Below are 23,926 nucleotides of genomic sequence, written 5' to 3' on the forward strand. Positions count from 1 at the left end.
GGGGAAGGGGCTCTGCAACCGATGCCGAAGGCGGCCGTGAGTGCAGCCGTCGCGGCCAGCCTGGCCGGGCTGCTGTTCGGGTTCGACACGGCGGTGATTTCCGGCGTGACCGAGGCGTTGCGCCAGCATTTCGCACTTTCCGCCACGGGGCTGGGCATTGCTGTTTCCGCCGCGCTGTGGGGTACCTTGGTGGGGGCCAGTGTGGCCGGGGGGCTGGGTGATCGCCTGGGCAGCCGCCGGGTGTTGACCTGGATCGGTGTCGCTTATCTCGTTTCGGCGATCGGTTCTGCCCTGGCGGGCGGGATGGCGCTGTTTGTGGCCTTTCGTTTTCTGGGCGGCCTTGCCATCGGCGGCTCGTCGGTGCTGGCGCCGGTCTATATCTCCGAAGTCAGCGCCGCGGCCCTGCGTGGCCGGCTGGTGGCGATGTTCCAGTTCAACATCGTTGCCGGCATCCTGCTGGCCTATTGCAGCAACTGGCTGCTGGCGCTGGCGCTTCCGGCTGACATCGCCTGGCGGGCCAAGCTTGGCATCGCGGCCCTGCCGGCGCTGTTCTTTGCGGTGATGCTGCCCGGCATTCCCGAAAGCCCGCGCTGGCTGGCGAGCAAGGGGCGTGGGGCGCAGGCACGGGTGGCGGCAGACCGGCTTGGCCTCGATGCCATGGCGCTGGCCAGCACCGATCAATCCGATGCACGCCTCGATTGGCGGCGCCATCGCCGGCCGATCCTGCTGGCGATCGCGATTGCCGCGTTCAACCAGCTTTCCGGCATCAATGCCATTCTCTATTACCTCAACGACATTTTCGCTGCGGCTGGCTTCACCGGCGTGTCCGCCGATCTTCAGGCGGTCGCCATCGGATTGACCAACCTTGTTGCCACCATGGTGGCGATGACGGTGATCGATCGCGTGGGCCGTCGCCCGCTGCTGCTTACCGGCGCGATTGGGACTACGCTGGCGCTGGCGGGCGTGGCGGCGATCTATGCCTCGGGCAGCGGCGCGCAGTTCCTGTTGCCTTTGCTCGTGCTGTTCATCGCTGCCTTTGCCTTTTCCCAAGGGGCGGTGATCTGGGTCTATCTGTCGGAAATCTTTCCCACGCCGGTGCGCGCACGCGGCCAGGCGCTGGGCAGCACTACGCACTGGGTGCTCAACGCCGCGATCAGCTTTGCCTTCCCGGTGGTCGCGCAGTTCACCCAGAGCCTGCCCTTCGTGGTCTTTGCCCTGGCCATGGCGGTGCAGGCGGTGGTGGTCTGGCGCTTCTTCCCCGAAACGCGCGGCGTCGATCTCGAGGAACTGGCCGCGCGGCTTTCGCACTGACCATGCATGGGCGCGGGCCGGGGATCGTCCCGGCCCGCGTCATGCGTCAAGAGGGCTTGGCGCGGCGATCAATGCGTGGCGCAGGGCAGCCGCACTTGCGCATCCATCCCCAGCTTCACCCGGGCCAGGCTGATCGTCATCGCCCCGCCGGTTGACAGGATCAGCGGCGCGTCGACCGCATCCATCCGCGCCCCTGCCGTGCGCAGGCACTGCAGCGGAATGCCCAGCGTCGACCAGGTGCCGCGCGGCAGCATGTCGAGCTTGCCCAGCGACAGGCTGGTGGCCTTTCCGGCGCTGTCCATCGCCAGGGTGACCGGCGCGGTGGGCGCCGCATCCACGCGGATCGTGGTCACCAGCATCATCTCGCCGTTGGTCTCGCGCGAGAGGTCTGCCGGGGCGTGGGTGGTGAGCGCCAGCGCCGCGGTGCCCTTGCTGCCGGAAAAGGCAAAGGTCCGCGCCCCTTCCTGCACCTGGTAATCGCTGGCGGTGATGGCCACGCCGCTATCGGCCACCGTGGCGGGCACGCTGGTGATCCGCGTCACCCCGCCGGTGCCGGCGTTCTGGATTTCCAGCGACCAGCCTGGCGTTGGCACGCCTTTCTGGAAATACTCGGTGGTGCTGCCCGCGCTGTCGTCAACGCCCGATTGCTCGGGCAGGGCCACCCAGCGCGGCGCGGGAGTTTTAAGCGACAGCCCATGGCCCAGCGGATAGAGCGTTGCCCCGCCCGGCACGGCCGTCATCGGCCAGCGGAACGGCAAGCGCCCGGTGAAATCGTGGGCCACGCTGCCATCGCTGCCGCGCAGCAGCACATCGGCCACGCCTTCGCCTTCCGATCCCGGCAACCACGCCACGACAAAGGCATCTGCCAGGTTGAGGAACGGGTTGGCATAGAGCGGCCGCCCGGTCAGCATCAGCGCTACCACGGGAACCCCAGCGGCCTTGAGCTTGCGCATCGTTTCCAGCGGCGTGCGCAGATCGGGCTTGAGTTGCAGGCTGCGCAGATCGCCCTGGAATTCGGCATAGGGCGTCTCGCCAAAGACCACGATAGCCGCGTCGGGCTTTTGCCCGGCAAAGCTGCCATCGGGCGAAAGCGTGGCCTGCCCGCCTGCCGCGCGCACTGCTGTATCGATGCCCTGCCACAGCGTGGTGGCGCCGGGGAACAGCTTGGGATCAAGCCCGGTGCCTTGCCACGAAAGCGTCCACCCGCCCGATTGCCGGGCAATGTCGTTGGCGCCATCACCGGCCACCAGAATGCGCGCCTTGGGCGACAGCGGCAAAAGACCGCCTTCGTTCTTGAGCAGCACCAGCGATTCCTGCACGGCCTGGCGGGCAACCGCGCGGTGGGGTGCGCTGCCCAGCAGATCGAACTGCCCGGCATAGGGGCGGGAAGAGGGGCGCCCGGCGCTGAACAGACCAGCGCGCATCTTGACGCGCAGCACCGCGCCCACGGCCTCGTCCAGTCGTGCCATCGGCACGGTGCCATCCTGCACTTGCGCGATGAGGCTGTGATAGAGCGCCTTCCAGCTATCGGGCGCCATGAGCATGTCGATCCCGGCGTTGACCGCCTGCGGGCACGAGGCGTTGCTGCACCCGGCCACCTGGCCATGCGCGTTCCAGTCGCTCACCACTAGGCCGGCAAAGCCCATGCGCCTCTTGAGCACGTCGGTCAGCAGGCTCTTGTTGCCGGTCATCTTCACGCCGTGCCAACTGGAAAAGCTGGCCATGATCGACAGCACCCCGGCGTCGATCGCGCTGACATAGGGCTGTGCATGCACCTTGATCAGTGTTGCCTCGTCGATCACGGCATCACCCTGGTCGCGCCCTTCGAAGGTGCCCCCATCGGCCAGGAAGTGCTTGGCCGTGGCGATCACGTGCGGCCCCGCCAGCAGCGGGCCGGAATTGGGCTTGCCCTGCAGCCCTTCGATGAATGGCCGGGCATAGCTGGCCACCAGCGCCGGATCTTCGGAATAGCCTTCAAAGGCGCGGCCCCAGCGGGTGTCCTGCGGCACGGTGATGGTCGGGGCAAAGGTCCAGTCGATGCCGGTCACGCGCACTTCGGTGGCGGTCACCGCGGCGATGCGTTGCAGCAACGCGGGATCGTGCGTGGCGCCCAGCGCGGAATTGTGGGGAAACAGCGTGGCGCCCACGATGTTGCTGTGCCCGTGCACGGCATCGGTGCCCCACATTACCGGGATGGCCACGCCGCCATCGCGCTTGTCGACAGAGGCATCATAGAACGCGTCTGCCAGCTTGAGCCATTCGGGCGCCGGGGCATAGTCATTGCCACCAGGGCCGGCATTGCCGCCATTGAGCACCGATCCCAGGTGATAGCGGTGCACGTCGTCGGGCGTGACGGTGGAAAGATCGGCTTGAAGGATCTGGCCGACCTTCTCCTCCAGCGTCATCCGCTTGATCAGGGCGGCGATGCGCGCTTCCATCGCGGCATCCTGGCGCCAGGGCCAGCGGGCCTGGGGCCACAGCGCGGGGTGGGCCACGGCGCTGGCAGCGGCTGCGGGAAGGGCAGCCTCGCTCGGCGCAGTCTGCGCGCAGGCCGCGCCACCCCACGACAGGCCCAGGCCAAAGGCCAGTGCAGCCGCTGTCGACAGGTAAGTTGATAGGCGAAAACGATTTACAGGCATTCCGGGCATCCTTAATTAAAACAAGTTTAAATATTTTTTGGTTTTCACGAGGGGCTGTGCCAAAGTCGGGCATAACCGACAGGCTGATGCATGAAATTTGCGCGCAAATGCCCCGCTTTTCGCATTTGTTTCGCAGGCCGTGCGTGGCAATAGAAACACATGGGATCGAGGCACGATGAACAGGTTGAAACCGCCCCGGACGGCAACCCCACAGGGGCGGGCGGCATAATGGCCAGCGATCAGATCCGTCTGTCGGGCACGAACCTTGAGCGTGCGGCCGATCACAACCAGCGCGTCACGCTGCATGCCATCCGCGTCAACGGCCCGCTTACCCGCATCGATCTGGCCCGCATCACCGGGCTTACCCCGCCGGCGATCGCCAACATTACCAAGCGTCTGATGGCCGATGGCCTGATCGAGGATGCTGGCCAGCGGCGCGGCGGACGCGGCCAGCCTGCCACGCGCCTGGTGATCAACCGGTCGGCCTGCTATGCCATTGGCGTCAACATCGATCGCGATCACATCACGCTGGTCGTGGTCGATTTTGCCGGCGCGGTGGTTGCCGGCATTACTCAGGACATTGCCTTCCCGATGCCGGCCGATGTCCAGGCGCTCTATCGCGGATCGATCCGCCGCCTGCTGGACGAGGCCGGGGTCGAGCCGGCGCGGCTTGTTGGGCTGGGGGTGGCAAAGCCCGACGATTTCGGTCTGGTCGATCTGCCCGGCCGGCCTGCCGATTTCGCCTGCTGGGAAACTGCCGACATTGCCGACCTGTTCCGTGGCCCGTTCGAACTGCCGATCTTCGTTGAAAATGATGCTGCCGCAGCCGCGATGGGTGAACAGCAACTGGGCCACGGCCAGACCTGCTCCAGCTTTTTCTACATCCTGGTTTCGTCCGGACTGGGCGGTGGCCTGGTCGTGGATGGCGCCTATTTTCGCGGTGCCAATGGCCGCAGCGGCGAAATCGGCTTCATGCTGGCGCGGCGGGAAGGACAGGCCCCGCACCCGGTGCAGGATCTCGTCTCGCTTTCGGGCGTGCGCCGTGCCCTTGGTGCGGTCGGCCTGACCGAGGCTGATCTGCGCGGCAACCCGGATGATCCTCGTCTCGCCAGTGCCATGGCTGCCTGGGTGGAAGGCGCCGCCGAAGAGTTGTGCGATCCCCTCATCGCGGTGAACTGCCTGATCAACCCGGCGGCGATTTTCGTCGGCGGCCGGTTGCCGGGGCGCTGGGTCGATGCGCTGGCCGATCGGCTGAATCAGCTGTTGCAGCGGCGTGGCGCGCATGTTCCGGCGCTGTCGCTGGTCCAGCGCGCCTGGCTGGCCGAAGATGCCCCCGCTGTGGGCGCGGCGATCCTGCCCTTCAGCCATTTCCTGCTGCCCGCCGCGCGCGTGCTGTGGACGGCAGACGCCCAGGGTTGAGCCGCAGGGCGGCAAGGCTGCTGGCCGGGCGCAGGCCATCCATGGCGGCATCATCCTTGGTGCAAACGGGCGGGCGCGGGTTCAGGCGGCCAATGGGCCGGCCGGTGTGCCGCCGGCGATATGCGCAATGAAATCGCGGTGTGGCCGTGCCTCGGCCACGGCACCCGCTACGGTTTCACGCATGCGGCGCAGCGCCTCGCTGATTTCCGCATCGGTAAAGTGATCGGCCATGGGATCGTGTGCTGGGGGCAGCCAGTCGAACCCGGCGTACATCGACAGCCAGCTGGGATCGAGGAAGCTTTCCCATTCATACCGCACCAGCCGCCCGCGTGCGCGGAACAGGCGCAGCTTGTGGGCCAGCATCTCGGGCACGTCGGCCTCGCGCAGGCGGTCCCAGAACGGCTCGCCCACGCGCCGGTTGCCCAGGTAATGCAGGATCAGGAAATCGCGGATGCGGGCATATTCCAGTGTGGTGGCGCGGTTAAATTCGTCGGCCAGCGCCGGATCGAACGTGGCATCGGGAAAGAATTCCGCCAGGCGTTCGATCGCCGTCTGGATCAGGGTGATGCTGGTCGATTCCAACGGCTCCAGGAACCCTGCCGCCAAGCCCATGCCCACGCAGTTACCCGCCCAGAACCGCTGGCGATGCCCGGCTCCAAAGCGGATGAGGTTGGGCTCGGCCAGGGCTTCACCTTCCAGGCGTGACAGCAGCTTGGCCGTGGCCTCGTCATCCGATAGCATCGCGCTCGAATAGACATAGCCATTGCCCACGCGATGCTGCAGCGGGATGCGCCATTGCCAGCCGGCCTCTTGCGCGGTGCTGACGGTATAGGGCCAATCGCGCGTGGCATCGGCGGCGCAGGGAATGGCCACCGCCCGGTCGCACGGCAACAGATCGGTCCAGTCGGTCCACTCCACGCCCAGCGCCTTGCCCAGCAGCAGTGAACGAAAGCCCGTGCAGTCGATGAAAAGGTCGCCGGCAACGCTGCCGTGCTCTTTTGTTACCAGATGCGCGATATGGCCGGTCTGCGCATCCAACGCCACGTCGTTGATCACGTCGTCGAAGTGGCGCACGCCCTGCGCCAGCGCGCGATCGCGCAACATCGCGGCAAAGCGGCTGGCGTCGAAGTGTACCGCCCAGTCGAACACCGCCAGGTCATTCACCGGCTTGTCAGGCGGCAGCATGAACGCGCCGCGCTGCGCCAGCGCGCTGCACAGGCTGTAGGCCGCAAGGTCGGTCGGCTCGCCGTCATGTTGCAGCTTGAGCCAGTATTGGTGAAACGGCACCCCGCGTGAGGGCACGCCATAGAGCCCGAACGGATGGAAGAAGCGACTGCCGGGTTGGGCCCAATCGCGAAACTCGATGCCCAGTTTCACTGTGCCGCCAGTGGCACGCAGCACGTCGATATCCTCAACCCCGATCGCACGGAAATAGTCGCGGATGCCCGGCACCGTGGCTTCGCCCACGCCCACCGTGCCGATCGCGCTGGATTCCACCACGGTGATGGCCACGCCTTGCCGCGCCAGCCGGCCGGAAAAATAGCAGGCAGCCATCCAGCCCGCCGTGCCGCCGCCGGCGATCACGATCTGGCGGATGGGCTTGGCGTGCTGGGCGGCTGGCATGTCGGTCATGGCAACACTCGTGTGGTTGAAACGAAAAGACCCGCCGCCCAGGGGAGAAGTTGGACGGCGGGTCAGTCAGGAGGCTCGTGAAAAGATCCTCTTTGGTGCGATAGACTTAGAACTTGGTACGGGCGCCGATCAGGAAGCGGCGTTCGTAGATGTTGTTGAAGGCCTTCTGGTCGGGGAACGCGAGGTAATAGCGCTCATGTTCGCCGGTCAGGTTGGAGCCCTGAGCATAGATCGTCAGACGCTTGTTGATATCATACGAAACCGACGCGTCGACATAGTTGGTCGGCGCCTGCATCAGCGTGAGGCCGTCGATGCCGGCAAAGTTCGTCTGCTCCACGCGGGCCGAGCGATAGTTCCACGCCACGCGGGCCTGGAGACCATACTTTTCGAACCACAGCGCCGCGTTGACTTGGTGCTTGGAGTTATCCTGGAACGGCAGCTTGGCCCCGTTCAGGTTGGTGCCCCCGGCGTTGGAATCAGACAGCGTGTAGTTGAGATCGACGCCAAAGCCGCTGAGCACGCCCGGCAGGAAATCGAACCCAAGCTTGGCCCCGGCTTCGATGCCCTGCAGATAGCCGCCGCGACCCTGCACCTGCGAGTTGATGAACACGGTGCTGCGCACCACGCCGTCAAGATCGGGCAGGTCCGTCCGCTTGACCGAGTCCGTCTTCACAAAGCTGGCGATATCAATGCGATAAAGGCCAAAGTTGATCAGGCTGGTACGGTTCAGGTAATATTCGAACGACACTTCATAGTTGGTCGACCGCCAGGGATCGAGCATCGGGTTGCCGTTGGAATTGCCGCCCGACACGCGGAAGATCGGCGGGTTGAACGTGGTATCGATCGCATAGTTGAGATCGAGGCCACCGCCCCACTGTGCAAGATCAAGCAGCGTCATGTTCTTGGAGAACGCAGCGCGCACGCGGAACTTTTCGGTCACGTCGAGCGAGGCGTTGAGCGCCGGCAGCCAGTCGGTGAACGAACGGTGGGTATAGATATCGCCCACGTCGGCAGCCGGAAGACCATAGGGCTGGCCCGGACCCGAGATGTTCTGGCGCACGTTGAAGGTGGTGTTGATCACGCGCAGGCCGGCGTTGGCACGCAGCGCCATGCCACCGATTTCGGTGTTCCAGTTGAGCTGGCCATAGGCCGACTTCTGGTGGAGCTTGATCGAATAGGACCGGCCCGGAATGACGAATTCCTTGTTGCCGGGATAGAAGCTGTTCTGGAACGAGGCGGCATCGTCCATCGCGTGCGGATCGAGCACGTAGAACGCGCCGACGCCCCCGGCCGGCACGGTGTACTGCTTGAGGTACTTGGAGATCGTCGCGTCGTTGCCCAGGCGCGTCAGGCCCGCGGTATAGAAACCGTTGGCATCGCCCGCCGAACAGCTGCTGCTGTTCATCTGAACGTCGAACGCCTTCCACTTGACGTAGCAACCGTTGGGATCGGATGCGCCCTGACCGGCATAGAACGGCGCGGCACGATCGAAGTAATAGGCTTCTGCACCACGCTCGCCATAGCGCGCACCGAAATCGAACGACACATCGGGCGAAAATTCATAGCTGGCGTCAAAGCGCGCCACCTTGAGATCCGAATTCGACCGGTAGTTGTTTTCCGAAGACGTGGTCTTGAAGCCGTAGGCCGCCGGATTCCCCAGGTTGCTGGCCAGCGCGTTCGGCAGGGTGAAATTGGGCATTTCGCCGCGATAGTCGATCGAGGCGGGCAGGGTGTTGTAGGTGTAGCCCAGCGGGTTGAACGTGCGATCGCCGCCCAGCGCGGCCGGATAGTGGCCCACGCCATTGAACCACTGCTTGCCGTTCGACAGGCTCAGCTGGAAATAGCTGTCGTCGAAGTTCTTGTGCGCCTTGCCATAAAGCCCGCGCAGCGTCGCCTTGAACGGCCCACTGTTATAGCGCAGTTCCAGGTTGAGGTTGATCGAGTCAGACTTGGTCCGGCCGGTTTCGGAATAGCTGTCAAAGTTCTGCAGCGTGTAGTTGTACTGGTCTACGACGTTGAAGTTGTAGCCGTTGATCTTGACGCCGGTATCGCGCGAGTGGCCCGGCACGAAATCGGCCGCCTGCCAGTTCACCGCCTGGAACTGGAAACCAGCGGTGCGATCATACTGCGTCTGCTTGGTGTAGAACCCGTCGGCAACCAGGTCGAGCTTGTCGTTGAGGTGCGCCTGGAACGAGCCGTTGAGGCCGAAGCGCTCACGCGTGGTGATGCGGTTCCAGCCGGTGTGGGCCTGGGGCGAGAAATAGGTATCGTTGGCATCGCCATCGCCGTTCACGTCCACGCCGGTGAGCAGGCCGTTGTTGTAGATAGAGGTGCCGCGATTGGGATCGTCAAAGCGGAAGCCGCCGTAGCCGGTGGCGTCGCCAATCGATTCATTGGCGAGGCGGCCGCCGTAATCGCGCTGGATACCCGAATACGAGTTCGACAGATCGACCTTGGCGTAGGACGCCGAAACCAGGAAGCCGACGTCATCGTTGCGCCAGGCGAGCAGGCCATTGACCTGCGGGTTCCACTTCTTGGCCTTGTCGCCATAGGAACCTTCGACAGCCGCCGCGCCCGAAAGGCCCGACTTGAAATCGAACGGACGGCGCGTGAGCAGGTCGATCGTGCCGCTGATGCCCGAAGCGAGCAGCGTGCCGGTGGGCGACTTGATGACGTTCGCGCCCGAGAACAACTGCGAAGGAATGTCGGTGAAGTTGGGCTGGACCGACGTGATCGAGTTCGCGCCGAGATAGGCTTCGCCGTTGAGCAGCGTCTGCACCTGGGGCAGGCCGCGCACGTTCACGCTGGCACCTTCGCCGGCGTCGCGCCGGATCTGCACGCCAGGAATGCGCTGCAGCGAGTCGGAAATCGTCACGTCGGGCAGCTTGCCGATATCCTGCGCGGAAATGGCATCGACCACGCTGGCGCTGTTGCGCTTCACGTCGATCGCGCGGGCGACCGAGGCGCGAATGCCGGTAACGATAATCGCCTGTTCGGCCGTTCCGGCAGCGCTGTCAGTGGTAGGATTTTCAGCGGTCTGGGCCGTGGCAAGGACCGGGGTTGCCAGTGCGATGGCCGATACCGCGTAACGCAGCACGCGGGAACGAGACGCAAACGATCGCATCGAAATGTCCTCTCCTGAAGATTGTAGGTCTTGCCTACGATTAAACAATTTTGTTTTATCAAATTGCCCGTGAATGCTCTTTGCGTCAAACGTTTTCTGAACGTTACCAAAACGCCTTTCAAAAAATCCAATTTCGCCAGTTATTTGAAGGCGCATGGTGATGGCTTCTCGACAACGCGGTTGCAGCAATGCCGTGGCGACGAGCAGGGCGGCCAGGCCATGCCGCACACGAAAAAAACCCCGGAATCACTTCCGGGGGTGATGGGCCGTTACGCCAGCGTCGCGGAATTCAGATCAGGGCGTCGATGATTCCAGCCAGGGCCACGTCACGCGTCGAAATGCCGCCCGCGTCGTGCGTGGTCAGCCAGATGTCCACCCGGTTGTAGACATTGCTCCATTCCGGGTGATGGTCCATCCGCTCGGCGGCAAAGCCGACTTGCACCATGAATGCCATAGCCGCAGGAAAATCGGGCATGACGACCCGGCGGTACAGTGCGGCGCGCGCCCGGTCATGCTGCCAGTGCGGCAACAGCACCAGGGCTTGTACCAGTTCGGCTTCTCCAAGGGCGGCGAGGGATCTGGTTTCGTTCATGGCGTTCCTTCAGGCAGCGGGCATGCGCCGGGCATAGGCCTGCGTGCCGTGGTGCAATACCCGATCCTGCGGGATCACGGCGTCGGGGGCAAGCGTGGGCAGGTCAGCCACGGCGGCATAGAGCGGGGCGAAATCGGTATTGCGGGTCTGGTCAAGCAGGTCGGCAAAGCTGTCGATTACGAAATAGCTCTGCTGATAGGTGTCGATGCGATAGTCCGTGCGCAGCAGCCGCGACAGGTCAAAACCCAGTCGGTTGGGCGAGGGGTCATCCAGCGCGAACACGCTTTCCCCGTGCGAGGACACGATCCCCGCGCCATAGATGCGAAGCCCGTGCGGCGTGCGCAACAGCCCAAATTCCACGGTATACCAATAGAGCCGCGCCAGGTTGACGAGGGCGTCCATGCCCTGCGCTCGCAGTCCGCCTTGGCCATAGGCCTGCATGTAATCGGCAAAGACCGGATTGGCGAGCAGCGGCACGTGGCCAAAGACATCGTGGAATACGTCGGGTTCGGACAGGTAGTCCAACTGATCGGGCCGGCGGATGAAGCGCCCGGCCACGAAGCGGCGGTTGGCGAGGTGATTGAAGAACACCGCATCGGGAACCAGCCCCGGCACGGCCACCACTTCCCAGCCCGTGGCCTGATAGAGTCGCTCTGACAGTTCGGCAAAATCGGGAATGCCGGGGCGTGACAGGCGCAGGATGTCCAGCCCGGCCAGGAATTCCGGCGCCGCGCGATCGTGCAGCATTTCCACCTGGCGGCGGAACAGGGTGTCCCACGTGGCATGGTCGGCCGGCGTGTAGCTGGCCCAGTCCTGCGGCACTGTCCAATCGGCGGCAGCACCAGGGGGCGGCGTGAGGGGAAGATCGCTGGCCATCCGCGCAGTGTGTCGCAGTCGATCTGGAAAGTCGTTTCAGAATGCGAGGGCGATCGCCCGAGGGTGAATGATCTGTATCGTTTTATGCAATGATGCTGGTATGAATGCTTCACGATTTTCGCGGCAATGCACAAATTGCCTTTTGATTCGCTGCTTCCCTCTGTCGTTCGCAACCCCATGAGAGACGCCATGACCGCCCCGCTTGCCCTTGACGCTCTCGATCGCCGCCTGCTTCAGGCCGTGCAACGCCAGGCCGATCTGAGCCACGCCGCCCTGGCCGAGGCGGTGGGAACCTCGCCCGCATCGTGCTGGCGCCGGCTCAAGGCGTTGGAGGAGGCCGGGGTGCTGGGGCCGGCGGTGCGCCTGCTCGATCCTGCTGCGCTGGGCCTGGCGCTCGATGCCGTCTGCCAGGTGCGGATGAAGGCCCATGACGCACAGGCCCGTGGCAGTTTCGAGCAATTCGTGCTGGATCGCGATGAAGTGCTCGAATGCCTGTCGATGTCGGGCGAATGGGACTATCAGCTGCGCATCGTGGTGCGCGATATGGCGCAATACGAGCATTTCCTGATGCATGCCCTGCTGCGCCACCCGGCGGTGGCCACGTCCGCCTCGCACTTTGCGCTCAAGCGGATCAAGGCCACCACGCAATTGCCGGTTTAGCCGCCGTAGGTGCCGATCACGCCATAGAGTTCTGGCCGGCGATCGCGGAACAGGCCCCAGCCGGCACGCTGCGGGGCAATTTCGTCCAGGTCGAAGCTGGCGGTGATCACCGCCTCACCCTGGCGCGGGGCCTGGGCTACCACGGCGCCGAACTGGTCGGCGATGAAGGACGAGCCGTAGAAGGTGATGTCACCGTCCTGGTTCGTTTCAAAGCCAACCCGGTTTGACGCGATGACGGGCACCATGTTGGCGCCGGCATGCCCCTGCATCACGCGCTGCCAGTGTGGCTGGCTGTCATAGCCGGGAAAGGCCGGCTCGCTGCCGATCGCTGTTGGGTAAAGGATCAGTTCGGCGCCCTGCAAGGCCAGGGCGCGCGCACACTCGGGAAACCACTGGTCCCAGCAGATGCCAGCGCCGATGCGGCCGAAGGCGGTGTCCCACACCTGGAACCCGGTATCCCCCGGGGCAAAGAAGTACTTTTCGCGATAGCCTGGCCCCTGGGGAATGTGGCTCTTGCGATAAAGCCCCAGCTCGGTGCCATCGGCATCGATCATCGCCAGGGTGTTGAAGTGTGCTGCGCCCACGCTTTCGAAAAAGCTGATCGGCAGCACCACGCCCAGCTCGGCCGCCAGATCGGCAAAGCGGGCGATCACCGGGTTGCCGACCCAGGGGCGGGCCAGCGCGAAGTGATCAGGTCGTTCGTCGGCGCAGAAGTAGGGCGCTTCGAACAGTTCCTGCAGCAGGACGACCTGGGCGCCCTGCGCAGCCGCCTCGCGCACCAGCATTTCGGCGCGATCGAGATTGGCGGCAAGATCCCAGGTGCAGGCAAACTGGGTGGCGGCAACGGTCACTGGGCGCATGGCTGGGCTCCATCGGGCAGGAAATGCGGTGCGGGCTGGTGCTGGGTGATGCAGTGGATCGAGCCGCCGCCATAGGGCAGGGCCGGCAACACCAGCTGGACCACGGCGCGATCGGGAAACGCGGCGGCCACGGCAGCGCGCGCCGCATCGTCTTGCGGCACGCCATGGCCGGGCATGATCACCGCGCCATTGGTAATGTAGAAGTTGACATAGGAAGGCTGGTGCCGGGCATCGCGCGGATCGATCGTGGGCGCGGCGGGAAGATCGATGATCGCAAAGGGCCGCCCGCGCGCATCGCGCTGCTTCAGCAGAGCGGCGCGGTTGGCCGCCAGCGTCTCGGCGCGCGCACCGCTGGCCGTCGCCGGGTCTTCCATCATCACCACACCCGGCCGCACGATGGCCGCCAGGCAATCGACGTGGCCATCGGTTTCCACCTCGGCCGCATCGCCCGGCAACCACACGATCTTTTCCGCACCCAGCGCGGCGAGCAGCTCCGCCTCGACCTGGGCACGGGTGAGCCCCAGATTGCGGTTGGCGTGCAGCAGGCAGCTTTCGGTGGTGATCACCGTGCCTTCGCCATCAGACAGGATCGCGCCCCCTTCGGCTGTCAAGGGACAGGTTACCAGCGGCAGGCCAAGTTGCTCGGCCATCCGGCGCTTGAGCGCGGCATCGGCGGCATAGGGGTGGTATTTGCGCCCCCAGGCGTTGAACGCCCAGTTGACCACGGCGAGGCCGCCCTTGCTGCCACGCACGAACGTCGGCCCGGAATCGCGCATCCAGCTGTCATCGATCGGCGCGATGAATGGCGTTACGGCGTCGCCGCACTGTTCGCGCACGGCCGCAACGTCCTGCTCGCGGCACACCATGTGCACCGGTTCGAAGCGGGCGATGGCACGCGCCACCGTGGCAAAATCGGTCTGGGCGGCGGCGAGGCGATCGCCCCACAACGCGGTCCTTACCGGCCAGGCCATCCAGCACGCGCTATGCCGCTCGGTTTCCGCTGGCATGAGGAATTTTTGCGAAAGATAGGGCGACAGGTCCAGCCGCATGGGATTTGCCTTTTGCCAATGATGCATGCCCCTGCCTTAATCGGGGGGCGTGGCTGATCATGGCTTGTGGTTCCCGGCTTGCCAAACGCGACCTTTTCACGCTTTTGATGAAAAGCGTTCACCTGACCTCACGCGCCGAGCCATTCACGCAGCAAAGCGGGCGATCGCGGCCAGTTCGGCATCGTCCAGCCCGCGCTGGTGCAACTCGCCGATCAGCGTGCCATCGGGCAGCCGGCCGGCGCGGGTGGCGCAGGCAAAGCGGCGCACGGCCTCCAGGCGCGGATCGGCGAGCGGCATCGGGGCATTGTCGCCGAACAGGCGGGTCATCCAGCGTTGCAGGCGGGTTTTGGCGTGATCGGGCATGGCCGGGGCGCGGCAACCGATCGTGTCGGCATCGTGCGCACCAACGTGGGCGGCCAGCCAATCCTGGCGAGAAAGCGCGGGGGTGACAGTGACGGGAACCATGGCAAGACCTCTTGCAAAACGGGGGATGGGGAAGGGCAGCCGCTCAGGCAGCCAGGACAGTGGCTACCGTGGCACCCTGCGTCAGCGTCTTGTGCACCGGGCAGCGGTTGGCGATGCCGAGCAACTCGTCACGAACCGCTGGTTCCAGCGCGGGGTCGAGCGTGATGGCGCGGGAAAACTGGTCGGGCGGGGTCTGCCCGGCAACGCGGGCGTGGGTGACCACGGTGTGGACCGCGCCAATGTCCCAGCCCTTGCGCCCGGCATAAAAGCGCAGGGTCATCGTGGTGCAGGTGGCCAGCGCGGCGCACAGCAGGTCATAGGGTGTCGGGCCAGTGCCCAATCCGCCCAGCGCCACCGGTTCATCGGCCAGGATATCCTCCTGCCCTTCGCGCCCGCCGATCGCCAGGCGAGACTGGAACGTGCCCGCGCCGGTGCTGGTGGCGCTGGCATGGGGCACATGGGCGGGGGTATTGGCTTGGGTCATGGCCGTGAACCTTTCGATCGGCGCGCCAGATACGTTGGGGTAGGTAAGCTGGGGCGGCCGCCGCGCCTTGCGGCCGCCCCGTTGGTCAATTGCTGGCGTCAGGCCATCACAGCGTGTCGACCAGCACGATTTCGCTGTCTTCCAGCGCCGAGATGGTGATCGTGTCGACATCGGCAATGGCCAGGCCATCGCGCGCGTCGGCCGTCACGCCGTTCACCGTGATTTTGCCGGTGGCCGGCACCAGATAGCCCTTGCGCTCTGCGCCCAGGACATAGTCCACGCTCTGCCCGGCCAGCAGCGTTGCGGCGACCAGGCGCGCTTCGGTACGGATCGGCAGCGCGTCCTTGTCTTCGGCATAGCCGCTGGCGAGGACCACCAGCTCGCCTGAGCGTTCGGCCTTGGGAAACTGGCGCGCCCCCCAACTCGGCTGCTCACCCTGGCGGGTGGGCATGATCCAGATCTGGAAGATGCGGGTGGTTTCGTCTTCCAGGTTGTATTCGGCATGGGTGATCCCGGTGCCCGCGCTCATCACCTGCACGTCGCCGGCGGCGGTGCGGCCCTGGTTGCCCAGGTTGTCGCGATGGGTGATCGCGCCTTCGCGCACATAGGTGATGATTTCCATGTCGCGGTGGGGATGGGGCGGAAAGCCGCTCTTGGCCGCGATGGTGTCATCGTTCCACACGCGCAGGTTGCCCCACGCCATCCGCGTCGGTTCATAGTAGTCGGCGAAAGAGAAGTGGTGGGCAGCATCGAGCCAGCCGTGGTTGGCGCGGCCGATGCCGGAAAAGGGGCGCAGTTCGATCATGGCTTGTCTCCAGTGGCTGGCGGCGTTCGGTGCCGTTCAGCTGTTGGGGCCAATTTAGGCATTCTCACTTGCAAAGAAATGGCAATGATGGAAAAGCATCAGTGAAGGAAATTGCATAATGTCTTTGCCTGATCTCGAAGCTTGGGCGATCTTTGCCAAAGTGGTCGATACTGGTTCGTTCGCGGCAGCCGCCGATGCCCTGGGCTTGTCCAAGCCCACGGTGTCCAAGGCGGTGACCCGGCTGGAAGCGCGGCTGGGCGTGCCGCTGCTCCACCGCACCAGCCGCCGCCTGGCGCTGACCGAAAGCGGGCGCGGCGTGCTCGATCGGGCGCGGCGCATCCTGGCCGATGGCGAAGCGGCCGAGGCGCAAGCAGGTGCGGAAGGCGATGTGCCGCGCGGTCTGGTGCGCCTGGCCGTGCCCATGGGCTTTGGCCTGCGCCATGTCGCACCGCTCTTGCCGCAATTCCTGGAGGCTTACCCGCACGTGGGCCTCGATCTCGATCTGTCGGACGCGCGGGTCGATGTCGTGGGCGGCGGGCACGACGTGGTGCTGCGCATTGCCGGGCTGGATGATAGCTCGCTACGGGCGCGGCGGCTGTGTGCGGTGCGCCGGCCGCTGGTCGCGGCGCCCTCCTATCTTGCGGCACATGGGACGCCCACCCATCCGCGCGATCTGTCGCGGCATGTCGGGCTGCTCTACACCAATCTCGATGCGCCGGAATCCTGGCGCTTCCACCACGCGGTGGAGGGGGATTATGTCGTGACGGTCAAGGGCCGGCTTGGCGCCAACAATGCCGATGCGCTGGCTCCGGCGCTGCTGGCAGGCCAAGGGCTGGCGCTGCAACCCGATTTCATGGTGTGGGAAGACATGGCCGCCGGCCGCCTGGTCGAGGTAATGCCCGAATGGCGCATCCCCGATATCGCACTGCATCTCGTAACGCCGCCGGGCAGCCAGCGCCCGGCACGGGTGCGGGTGCTGATCGATTTTCTCGCCCGCCACCTGTCTCGCGCGCCATGGTCGGTCGATCAGGTAGCAACGGCGCCCGTGCCGCCCGCCCAGTGAAGAATCGCGGCGGTCAGCGCTTCTGCCGCCAGGTTGTGGCCACCGGGCGCGATTACGGCAAATTCGATTGCCGGTAGCTCGGGCAAGGTGCCGGGCGGGCGAAGCGGCGCCAGCCCTTGCGGCACCAGGCGCAACGAGTGCGGCATCACGCCAAGCCCGGCCCGCGCCGCCGCGGTCAGCCCGCTCAATGAGCCGCTGGTGAATGCGACGCGCCAGGGTGCGCGCACGCGATCCAGCGTATCGAGCGCCAGCGCGCGGGTCACGCTGGGCGGCGGATAGAGCAGCAGCGGCACGGCATCGCCCGGATCGAGCCGGAAGTCGGGCGAGGCGACCCAGCCGACCGTCTCGCGCCAGGCGGTCACCCCGCGCCGCTCGCCGGAGCGCTTCTTCACGAACATGATGTCCAGCCCGCCAGCATCGAACTGGTCATAGAGCGTTTCGCTCAGCGCCACGGTCAATGCCACGTCGACATCGGGATGGCGCCGCGAAAACTGCGCCAAGACATCGGGCAGGGCCGACAGCACGAAATCTTCGCACGCACCAAAGCGCAATTGGCCGCGAAGGCGCAGGCCGGACAGGTGGGCATCCATCCGGCCGTGGGCGTCGAGCACGCGGCGGGCATGGTCGAGAAACGCTTCCCCTTCGGCCGATAGCGCCACGCGGTGGGTGTCGCGCGCCAAAAGACGCCGCCCGGCCAGTTCCTCCAGCCGGCGGATCTGCTGGCTCACCGTGGATTGCCGCGTGCCCAGCGTCCGGGCTGCACCGGTAAAGCTGCCGCATTCGGCGACGGTGACAAACGCACGCAGCAGGTCAGGTCCGATCATCGGGCCATCATGCCACAGTATCGCCTGCTATCAAGATGATGAATGACTGTTATCGCGATGATCATGATTGTGCATGGCCACGCAGAGCCCTAGGTGCAGGCTGACATTTTTGGCAAGGACACGCCGCCGATGGGCAAGCTGCGCACTCTGATCGATCCCTATCTGCTGCTGCTGATCGGCACGATCGCGATTGCAGCGGTGTTTCCGGCGCATGGCGCCGGGGTCGCCGTGGCCGATGTGGCGGTCACCGCTGCGGTGGCGCTGCTGTTCTTTCTCTATGGCGCGCGGCTGGCGCCCCAGGCGGTGTGGCAGGGCATGGCCCATTGGCGGCTGCAGGCGCTGGTCTTCGCCAGCACCTTCGCGCTGTTTCCGCTGATCGGGCTTGGCGTCGTCCACCTCATCGGCGGGCTGGTCGCGCCCGATATTGCCGTGGGCCTGCTGTTCCTGTGCGTGCTGCCGTCGACCGTGCAATCGTCGATCGCCTTCACCTCGATCGCGCGGGGCAACGTGCCGGCGGCGCTGTGCAGTGCGTCGCTGTCCAACCTCGTCGGGGTGGCGCTCACCCCGGTGCTCACCGCGCTGCTGCTGCCGACCTCGGCCAGCGGCGGCTTTTCCGCCCATTCGCTCGAAACCATCGCCATGCAGATCCTGCTGCCCTTCGTGGCCGGGCAGGTGGCGCGGCCGTTCATCGGCGATTGGCTGGCCCGCCACAAGAAGATCGTCAGCTATGTCGATCGCGGGTCGATCCTGCTGGTGGTCTATGCCGCGTTCAGCGCGGGCATGGTGGCCGGCGTGTGGACCCGCCTGGCCCCGGTCGACCTGCTGATCGTGCTGGTGCTCGATCTGCTGATCCTGGCGCTGGTCATTGTCGCCACCACGCTCGCCAGCCGCAAGCTGGGCTTCAACACAGAAGACGAGATCACCATCGTGTTCTGCGGATCGAAGAAGAGCATGGCGAGCGGCATCCCCATGGCGACAATCCTGTTCGCCGGCCACGCCGTCAGCCTCATTGTCCTGCCGCTGATGCTGTTCCACCAGGCGCAGCTGTTCGTCTGCGCCACGCTGGCGCGGCGCTATGCCGCCCGGCCGGAAAGCTGATCATTGGCGGTCTGATCCAGCGGATCAAGCACCAGCAATAGCCGCCGCTGCCCCGTGCCGGCGATCGGCGGAGAGCGGTGAAGCACAGCCGGCTCTGCCACCGCCAGCCGCCCCTTGAACAGGCCAACGTGGCCCGGCTGCAACTGCTGCACCAGGGCGTGTGGCGGCGCATCGGTCATGACCCACTGCGTGCCTGGCCCGACCAGCGGCAGCAGCAGCCGCACGCTGACATAGTCCATGTGGAAGCGGCGGCAGGCATCGGTTTCCACCACATCGAGGCGCAGGCGCAGGCGCGGGCTGTGCGTTATCGCGGCAAAACCGCGCATCTGCCGCACGATGTCGGCGGTCAGCGCGGCCGTGGCCGGTTGCGCCGGAAATCCTGCGGCATGCAGCTGCTTGTCCACCGCATCTGCCCGAAACGGTGCATCGATCCAGCAGTCGATATCGGCAATCGCCGCAAGGTCGATCCCGTCTAGCCAGGCCAGCGCTGCCGGGCGGGGCCGCTGCCACAGGGCGAGCTGCACCGCGGGCTGATGAATCTGTGCCAGCACCGCTTCGCATGGAGCGCAGGCGATGGCGGGATGGCGGGGCAGGGAGGTGGTCATGGCATCTCTTCAATGTAATGTGATACCATTACATTGAAGCCAAAATGTGCCACGGTCAAGCCAGGCGGTCTTTACGGAATCCTTATGCCCTGCGCGCACCGCGCCGTGGAACCTTAACGGCCACAAGGCCCACATCGACGCCATCTCACAGCCAAGGAGCTGATCATGGACTATCGATCTGTGGGGCCGCGCGGACGCGATATGGGGTTGCGCCTCGCAGGGCTGGCCGCGTTGACCGCCGTCCCCTTGCTTGCCCGGGGCCTGGCCCATGTCGAATATGCCGAGCACGGCCATCCCGGCCCGCTGGCGCTGCTCGTCGCGCTGCTGATCGTGGCCGCGCTCTGGGCCGGGCTGGGCCTGGGCATCGGCGGGGCTGGCCTGTTCCGGTTGCAGCCGCGCCCGCCGCGCGCCTGGCTGCCCGTGTCGCGAAAGGATCGCGCATAATGACTGATCTAGTCTGGCTGGCCATCCTTGCCGGCCTGTTCGGTATCACGCTCGCCGCCGTTGCCCTGTGCGACAAGGCCTGAAGCTTTGGCTCCGGCACCACGGGGCCTGAGGAACACTCCGATGACCATTCCCGAAATGCTCGCTGCGCTCGTCGCGGCGGGCCTGCTTGTCTATCTCGTGGCCGTGCTTCTGCGGCCCGAACGCTTCTGATGGGGGCCGTGCAATGACATCTGCCACCCTTGCGTCGGGCTTTGGCCTGATCCTGGTATTCACCGCGCTGGTCGCCCTGATGGCCAAGCCATTCGGCCTCTGGCTGTTTGCCGTCTATGAAGGCCGCACCACGCCGCTGCACCGCGTGCTCGGCCCGGTCGAGCGCGCCTTCTACCGTGTCGCCGGCATCAACCCGAACCAGGAGCAGGACTGGCGGCAATATGCCGTGCACCTGATGCTGTTCCAGGTCGTCACGGTGATCTTTACCTACGCCGTGCTGCGGCTTCAGGGCAGCTTGCCGATGAACCCGCGCGGCCTTGCCGGCCTGTCGCCCGACGGAGCGATGAACACCGCGATTGCCTTCGTCACCAACACCAACTGGCAGTGGTATGCCGGTGAAACGGTGCTGTCGAACCTGTCGCAGATGCTCGGCCTGACCATTCACAACTTCCTTTCGGCAGCCACCGGCATTGCCGTGGCCTTTGCCCTGTTCCGTGGCTTTGCCCGCGCCGAAACCCGCCACTTGGGCAACTTCTGGGCCGATCTCACCCGCGTGACGCTCTATGTGTTGCTGCCGGCGTGCATCGTCTATGCACTCTATCTGGTGGCCAGCGGCGTGCCGCAGACCTTTGCCAGCCTGATTGATGCCAAGACGCTGGAAGGCGCGCACCAGGCCATCGTGGTCGGCCCGGTTGCCTCGCAGGAAGCGATCAAGATGCTCGGCACCAACGGTGGCGGCTTCTACAATGCCAACTCGGCCCATCCCTTCGAAAATCCCACCGCGCTGGTCGATTTCGTCCAGATGCTGTCGATCTTCGCGCTGGGGGCCGGGCTGACCTACACGTTCGGCAAGGCCGTGGGCAACACGCGCCAGGGCTGGGCGATCCTGTGGGCCATGCTGCTGCTGTTCGTGGCCGGTGCCTCGTTCGCGTGGTGGCGTGAAGCTGCCGGCAACCCGATGCTGCATCACCTGGGCGTGATGGGCGCCAATATGGAAGGCAAGGAAGTGCGCTTTGGCGCGGCGGCCAGCGCGCTGTTCGCGGCCGTGACCACGGCAGCTTCGTGCGGGGCGGTCAACGCCATGCACGACAGTTTCACTGCGCTCGGTGGCCTGGTTCCGCTGTTCAACATGCAACTGGGTGAAATCGTCATCGGTGGCGTGGGTTCGGGCATCTATGGCTTCCTGCTCTTTGCCGTGCTCGCGGTGTTCCTCGCCGGGCTCATGGTGGGCCGCACCCCGGAATACGTGGGCAAGAAGGTGGAAGCGCGCGAGGTGAAGCTGGCGGTGCTCGCCATTGTCATCCTGCCGCTGTGCATCCTGGGGCTGACTGCCGTGGCCGTGGTCCTACCGGCGGGCCTTGCCGGGCCGCTGGCCAAGGGGCCGCATGGCTTTTCCGAAATCCTTTATGCCTTCACTTCGGCCACGGCCAACAACGGTTCGGCCTTTGCCGGGCTGACTGCCGGCACCCCGTTCTACAACGGCCTGCTGGGCGTGGCGATGTGGCTTGGCCGCTTCCTGGTCGTGATCCCGGTGCTGGCGATTGCCGGCAGCCTTGCCAGCCGCAAGCACACGCCGGCCGGGCCGGGTTCGTTCCCGACCACGGGTGGCCTGTGGATTGGCCTGCTGGTCGCCACGATCCTGATCGTCGGTGGCCTTACCTTCCTGCCTTCGCTCGCGCTTGGCCCGGTGGCCGATCATCTCACCGGCGCTGCCGGCCTGCTTTACTGAGGATACCTGCCGTGTCCCAACCTACCTCGATGTTTTCGGCCGAACTGGTCGTACCGGCGCTGGGTGGCGCGCTGCGCAAGCTGCATCCCGCCCAGCTGGTGCGCAACCCCGTGCTGTTCACCACCGCCGTCGTCGCGCTGCTGCTTACCGTGCTGCTCTTCGTGGGTCACACCGGCCTGTCGCTGGGCTTTCAGATCCAGCTGATCGTCTGGCTGTGGCTGACAGTGCTGTTCGGCACCTTTGCCGAAAGCCTGGCCGAAGGGCGCGGCCGCGCCCAGGCCGCCTCGCTGCGCGCCACGCGGTCAGACCTGGTGGCCCGCCTGCCCGATGGCAGCAAGGTTTCGGCCGCCACCCTCCAAAAGGGCGCGGTCGTCATGGTCGCCGCTGGCGAGCTGATCCCCGCCGATGGTGAAGTCATCGCCGGCGTCGCCTCGGTCAACGAAGCGGCCATCACCGGCGAAAGCGCGCCGGTGATCCGCGAAGCCGGTGGCGACCGTTCGGCCGTCACCGCCGGCACCCGCGTGCTCTCTGACGAGATCACCGTGCGGGTGACGCAGGAAGCCGGGCAGGGCTTTCTCGATCGCATGATCGCCCTGGTCGAAGGCGCCCAGCGCCAGAAGACCCCGAACGAGATCGCGCTCACCATCCTGCTCGTCGGCCTCACGATCATCTTCCTGATCGCGGTCGCCACCATTCCGGCATTTGCCCGCTATGCCGGGGGCCAGATCCCCGTGGCGGTGCTGGCCGCGCTGCTGATCACCCTGATCCCGACGACGATCGCCGCACTGCTTTCGGCCATCGGCATCGCCGGGATGGACCGCCTGGTGCAGTTCAACGTGCTCGCCAAGTCGGGCCGCGCGGTGGAAGCGGCCGGCGATATCGACGTGCTGCTGCTCGACAAGACCGGCACGATCACTGTTGGCGATCGCCAGGCCAGCAACTTCCTGCCCCTGACGGGCACGGCGCCGGCCACCCTGGCGCGCGCTGCGCTTATGGCCAGCCTGGCCGATGAAACGCCCGAAGGCCGCTCGATCCTGCGCCTGGCGCAGGAGGCGCACAGCCTTGAAGTGCCGGAAGTGCCCGCCGGTGCCGAAGTCATTCCGTTTACCGCCCAGACCCGCATTTCCGGCCTTGATAACAACGGCCACGTCGTGACCAAAGGCGCAGTCGATGCAATCCTGCGCAGCGTTCCCGATGCCGCCCGTGGCACGGCGGCTGCCGAGCTGCGCCGCATTGCCGAAGACGTCGCGCGCCAGGGGCAGACCCCCCTGGCGGTTGCTGAAAACGGCACGCTGCTGGGGATCGTCGCGCTCAAGGACGTGATCAAGGCCGGCATCCGCGAACGCTTTGCCGAACTGCGCAAGATGGGCATCCGCACCGTGATGATCACGGGTGACAATCCGCTAACCGCCGCTGCCATTGCCGCTGAATCCGGCGTCGACGATTGCCTGGCCGAGGCAACGCCCGAAGACAAGCTGGCGCTGATCCGGCGCGAGCAGCAGGGCGGCCGCCTGGTGGCGATGTGCGGCGATGGCACCAACGATGCGCCCGCCCTGGCCCAGGCCGACGTGGGCGTGGCGATGAACACCGGCACCCAGGCTGCGCGCGAAGCGGGCAACATGGTTGACCTTGACAGCGATCCGACCAAGCTGATCGAGATCGTCGGGCTGGGCAAGCAGTTGCTGATGACGCGCGGCGCACTCACCACGTTCTCGGTGGCGAATGACGTGGCCAAGTACTTCGCCATTATCCCGGCGATGTTCCTGGTGCTCTATCCGCAGCTCTCGGTGCTCAACGTGATGCACCTTGCCACCCCGCAAAGCGCGATCCTGTCGGCGATCATGTTCAACGCCCTGATCATTCCCGCGCTCGTGCCGCTGGCGCTCAAGGGTGTGCGCTATCGTCCGGTCGGGGCTGGCGCGCTGCTGGCCCGCAACCTGGCGGTCTTTGGCGTCGGCGGCCTCATCGCGCCGTTCGTCGGGATCAAGGCGATCGATATGCTCGTCGCCGCTCTGCATCTTGCCTAAGGGATTT

The 23,926-nt window shown here is 65.6% G+C and carries 22 protein-coding genes; 10 read left to right on the plus strand and 12 right to left on the minus strand.

Features of this window, described 5'->3' with window-relative positions; translation table 11 throughout:
* Positions 1–21: 21 nt before the first annotated feature.
* A complete protein-coding gene (locus FHW97_RS06355; protein ID WP_171798419.1) occupies positions 22–1,311 on the plus strand; it encodes a sugar porter family MFS transporter in 1,290 nt (429 codons plus the stop codon).
* Positions 1,312–1,379: 68 nt separating this feature from the next.
* Here the strand turns inward: FHW97_RS06355 and FHW97_RS06360 are convergent, their stop codons facing one another.
* The gene (locus FHW97_RS06360; protein WP_216647670.1) at positions 1,380–3,950 is read right to left on the minus strand and encodes a glycoside hydrolase family 3 protein; all 2,571 of its coding nucleotides are present in this window, start codon (positions 3,948–3,950) and stop codon (positions 1,380–1,382) included.
* Between the two features lie 228 nt (positions 3,951–4,178).
* Here FHW97_RS06360 and FHW97_RS06365 point away from each other — a divergent pair, with 228 nt between their 5' ends.
* The gene (locus tag FHW97_RS06365; RefSeq protein ID WP_107716300.1) at positions 4,179–5,369 is read left to right on the plus strand and encodes an ROK family transcriptional regulator; all 1,191 of its coding nucleotides are present in this window, start codon (positions 4,179–4,181) and stop codon (positions 5,367–5,369) included.
* 81 nt (positions 5,370–5,450) lie between these two features.
* Here FHW97_RS06365 and FHW97_RS06370 read toward each other — a convergent pair whose 3' ends face one another.
* Both FHW97_RS06370 and FHW97_RS06375 read right to left on the minus strand, forming a co-directional pair.
* Positions 5,451–7,001: a tryptophan halogenase family protein gene (locus tag FHW97_RS06370; protein ID WP_253941627.1), complete on the minus strand. Its 1,551-nt coding sequence runs from the start codon at positions 6,999–7,001 to the stop codon at positions 5,451–5,453.
* Between the two features lie 106 nt (positions 7,002–7,107).
* On the minus strand, positions 7,108–10,125 hold the full coding sequence (locus FHW97_RS06375; protein WP_169047793.1) for a TonB-dependent receptor: 3,018 nt from the start codon (positions 10,123–10,125) through the stop codon (positions 7,108–7,110).
* Between the two features lie 30 nt (positions 10,126–10,155).
* On the opposite strand from FHW97_RS06375, the gene FHW97_RS06380 reads away from it, so the two are divergent.
* On the plus strand, positions 10,156–10,434 hold the full coding sequence (locus FHW97_RS06380) for a hypothetical protein (RefSeq protein WP_171798421.1): 279 nt from the start codon (positions 10,156–10,158) through the stop codon (positions 10,432–10,434).
* Here the strand turns inward: FHW97_RS06380 and FHW97_RS06385 are convergent.
* Both FHW97_RS06385 and phhA read right to left on the minus strand, forming a co-directional pair.
* Positions 10,415–10,717 carry a 4a-hydroxytetrahydrobiopterin dehydratase gene (locus tag FHW97_RS06385; RefSeq protein WP_171798422.1) on the minus strand — a complete coding sequence of 101 codons (303 nt, stop codon included), beginning with the start codon at positions 10,715–10,717 and terminating at the stop codon, positions 10,415–10,417. The two genes, FHW97_RS06380 and FHW97_RS06385, sit on opposite strands and share 20 nt — an antisense overlap.
* Positions 10,718–10,726: 9 nt before the next feature.
* Entirely contained in the window at positions 10,727–11,593 is an 867-nt protein-coding gene (phhA, locus tag FHW97_RS06390; RefSeq protein WP_171798423.1) for a phenylalanine 4-monooxygenase, read from the minus strand.
* 189 nt (positions 11,594–11,782) lie between these two features.
* On the opposite strand from phhA, the gene FHW97_RS06395 reads away from it, so the two are divergent.
* Positions 11,783–12,253 (plus strand): Lrp/AsnC family transcriptional regulator, encoded by a 471-nt coding sequence (locus FHW97_RS06395; protein ID WP_171792216.1) that lies wholly within the window; start codon positions 11,783–11,785, stop codon positions 12,251–12,253.
* Here the strand turns inward: FHW97_RS06395 and aguB are convergent.
* The 5 genes from aguB to FHW97_RS06420 all read right to left on the minus strand — a co-directional run bounded on the left by aguB (position 12,250) and on the right by FHW97_RS06420 (position 15,916).
* Positions 12,250–13,113 carry an N-carbamoylputrescine amidase gene (gene aguB, locus FHW97_RS06400; RefSeq protein ID WP_171798424.1) on the minus strand — a complete coding sequence of 288 codons (864 nt, stop codon included), beginning with the start codon at positions 13,111–13,113 and terminating at the stop codon, positions 12,250–12,252. The genes FHW97_RS06395 and aguB overlap by 4 nt on opposite strands.
* The gene (locus FHW97_RS06405) at positions 13,101–14,162 is read right to left on the minus strand and encodes an agmatine/peptidylarginine deiminase (protein WP_216647671.1); all 1,062 of its coding nucleotides are present in this window, start codon (positions 14,160–14,162) and stop codon (positions 13,101–13,103) included. Before FHW97_RS06405 ends, aguB begins: the two co-directional genes overlap by 13 nt.
* 144 nt (positions 14,163–14,306) lie before the next feature.
* The gene (locus FHW97_RS06410) at positions 14,307–14,627 is read right to left on the minus strand and encodes a hypothetical protein (protein ID WP_171798425.1); all 321 of its coding nucleotides are present in this window, start codon (positions 14,625–14,627) and stop codon (positions 14,307–14,309) included.
* A 43-nt stretch (positions 14,628–14,670) separates the two neighbouring features.
* Positions 14,671–15,111 carry an OsmC family protein gene (locus FHW97_RS06415; RefSeq protein WP_022675354.1) on the minus strand — a complete coding sequence of 147 codons (441 nt, stop codon included), beginning with the start codon at positions 15,109–15,111 and terminating at the stop codon, positions 14,671–14,673.
* A 106-nt stretch (positions 15,112–15,217) separates the two neighbouring features.
* Positions 15,218–15,916 carry a pirin family protein gene (locus FHW97_RS06420; protein WP_022675355.1) on the minus strand — a complete coding sequence of 233 codons (699 nt, stop codon included), beginning with the start codon at positions 15,914–15,916 and terminating at the stop codon, positions 15,218–15,220.
* A gap of 118 nt (positions 15,917–16,034) precedes the next feature.
* On the opposite strand from FHW97_RS06420, the gene FHW97_RS06425 reads away from it, so the two are divergent.
* Positions 16,035–16,979, plus strand: coding sequence for a LysR family transcriptional regulator (locus FHW97_RS06425; protein WP_022675356.1), 945 nt, complete (start codon positions 16,035–16,037; stop codon positions 16,977–16,979).
* On the opposite strand, the gene FHW97_RS06430 is transcribed toward FHW97_RS06425, so the two are convergent.
* Complete coding sequence (locus FHW97_RS06430) at positions 16,943–17,803, minus strand: LysR substrate-binding domain-containing protein (protein WP_054131159.1); 861 nt, start codon at positions 17,801–17,803, stop codon at positions 16,943–16,945. The genes FHW97_RS06425 and FHW97_RS06430 overlap by 37 nt on opposite strands.
* Before the next feature lie 129 nt (positions 17,804–17,932).
* Between FHW97_RS06430 and FHW97_RS06435 the strand changes: the two genes are divergently transcribed.
* Entirely contained in the window at positions 17,933–18,901 is a 969-nt protein-coding gene (locus tag FHW97_RS06435) for a bile acid:sodium symporter family protein (RefSeq protein WP_171798608.1), read from the plus strand.
* Here FHW97_RS06435 and FHW97_RS06440 read toward each other — a convergent pair.
* Positions 18,877–19,506 (minus strand): DUF1826 domain-containing protein, encoded by a 630-nt coding sequence (locus tag FHW97_RS06440; protein WP_171798426.1) that lies wholly within the window; start codon positions 19,504–19,506, stop codon positions 18,877–18,879. The two genes, FHW97_RS06435 and FHW97_RS06440, sit on opposite strands and share 25 nt — an antisense overlap.
* A gap of 165 nt (positions 19,507–19,671) precedes the next feature.
* Between FHW97_RS06440 and FHW97_RS06445 the strand changes: the two genes are divergently transcribed.
* The 4 genes from FHW97_RS06445 to kdpB all read left to right on the plus strand — a co-directional run bounded on the left by FHW97_RS06445 (position 19,672) and on the right by kdpB (position 23,919).
* On the plus strand, positions 19,672–19,950 hold the full coding sequence (locus FHW97_RS06445; protein WP_171798427.1) for a hypothetical protein: 279 nt from the start codon (positions 19,672–19,674) through the stop codon (positions 19,948–19,950).
* Positions 19,951–20,073: 123 nt separating this feature from the next.
* Positions 20,074–20,163, plus strand: a complete 90-nt coding sequence (kdpF, locus tag FHW97_RS06450) for a K(+)-transporting ATPase subunit F (RefSeq protein WP_022675158.1) — start codon at positions 20,074–20,076, stop codon at positions 20,161–20,163.
* Positions 20,164–20,176: 13 nt separating this feature from the next.
* Positions 20,177–21,892 (plus strand): potassium-transporting ATPase subunit KdpA, encoded by a 1,716-nt coding sequence (gene kdpA / locus FHW97_RS06455; RefSeq protein WP_062784480.1) that lies wholly within the window; start codon positions 20,177–20,179, stop codon positions 21,890–21,892.
* A 29-nt stretch (positions 21,893–21,921) separates the two neighbouring features.
* On the plus strand, positions 21,922–23,919 hold the full coding sequence (kdpB, locus tag FHW97_RS06460; protein WP_171798609.1) for a potassium-transporting ATPase subunit KdpB: 1,998 nt from the start codon (positions 21,922–21,924) through the stop codon (positions 23,917–23,919).
* The last annotated feature ends 7 nt before the right edge of the window (positions 23,920–23,926 follow it).

This window comes from Novosphingobium sp. SG754 (assembly GCF_013149315.1).
GTDB lineage: Bacteria > Pseudomonadota > Alphaproteobacteria > Sphingomonadales > Sphingomonadaceae > Novosphingobium > Novosphingobium capsulatum.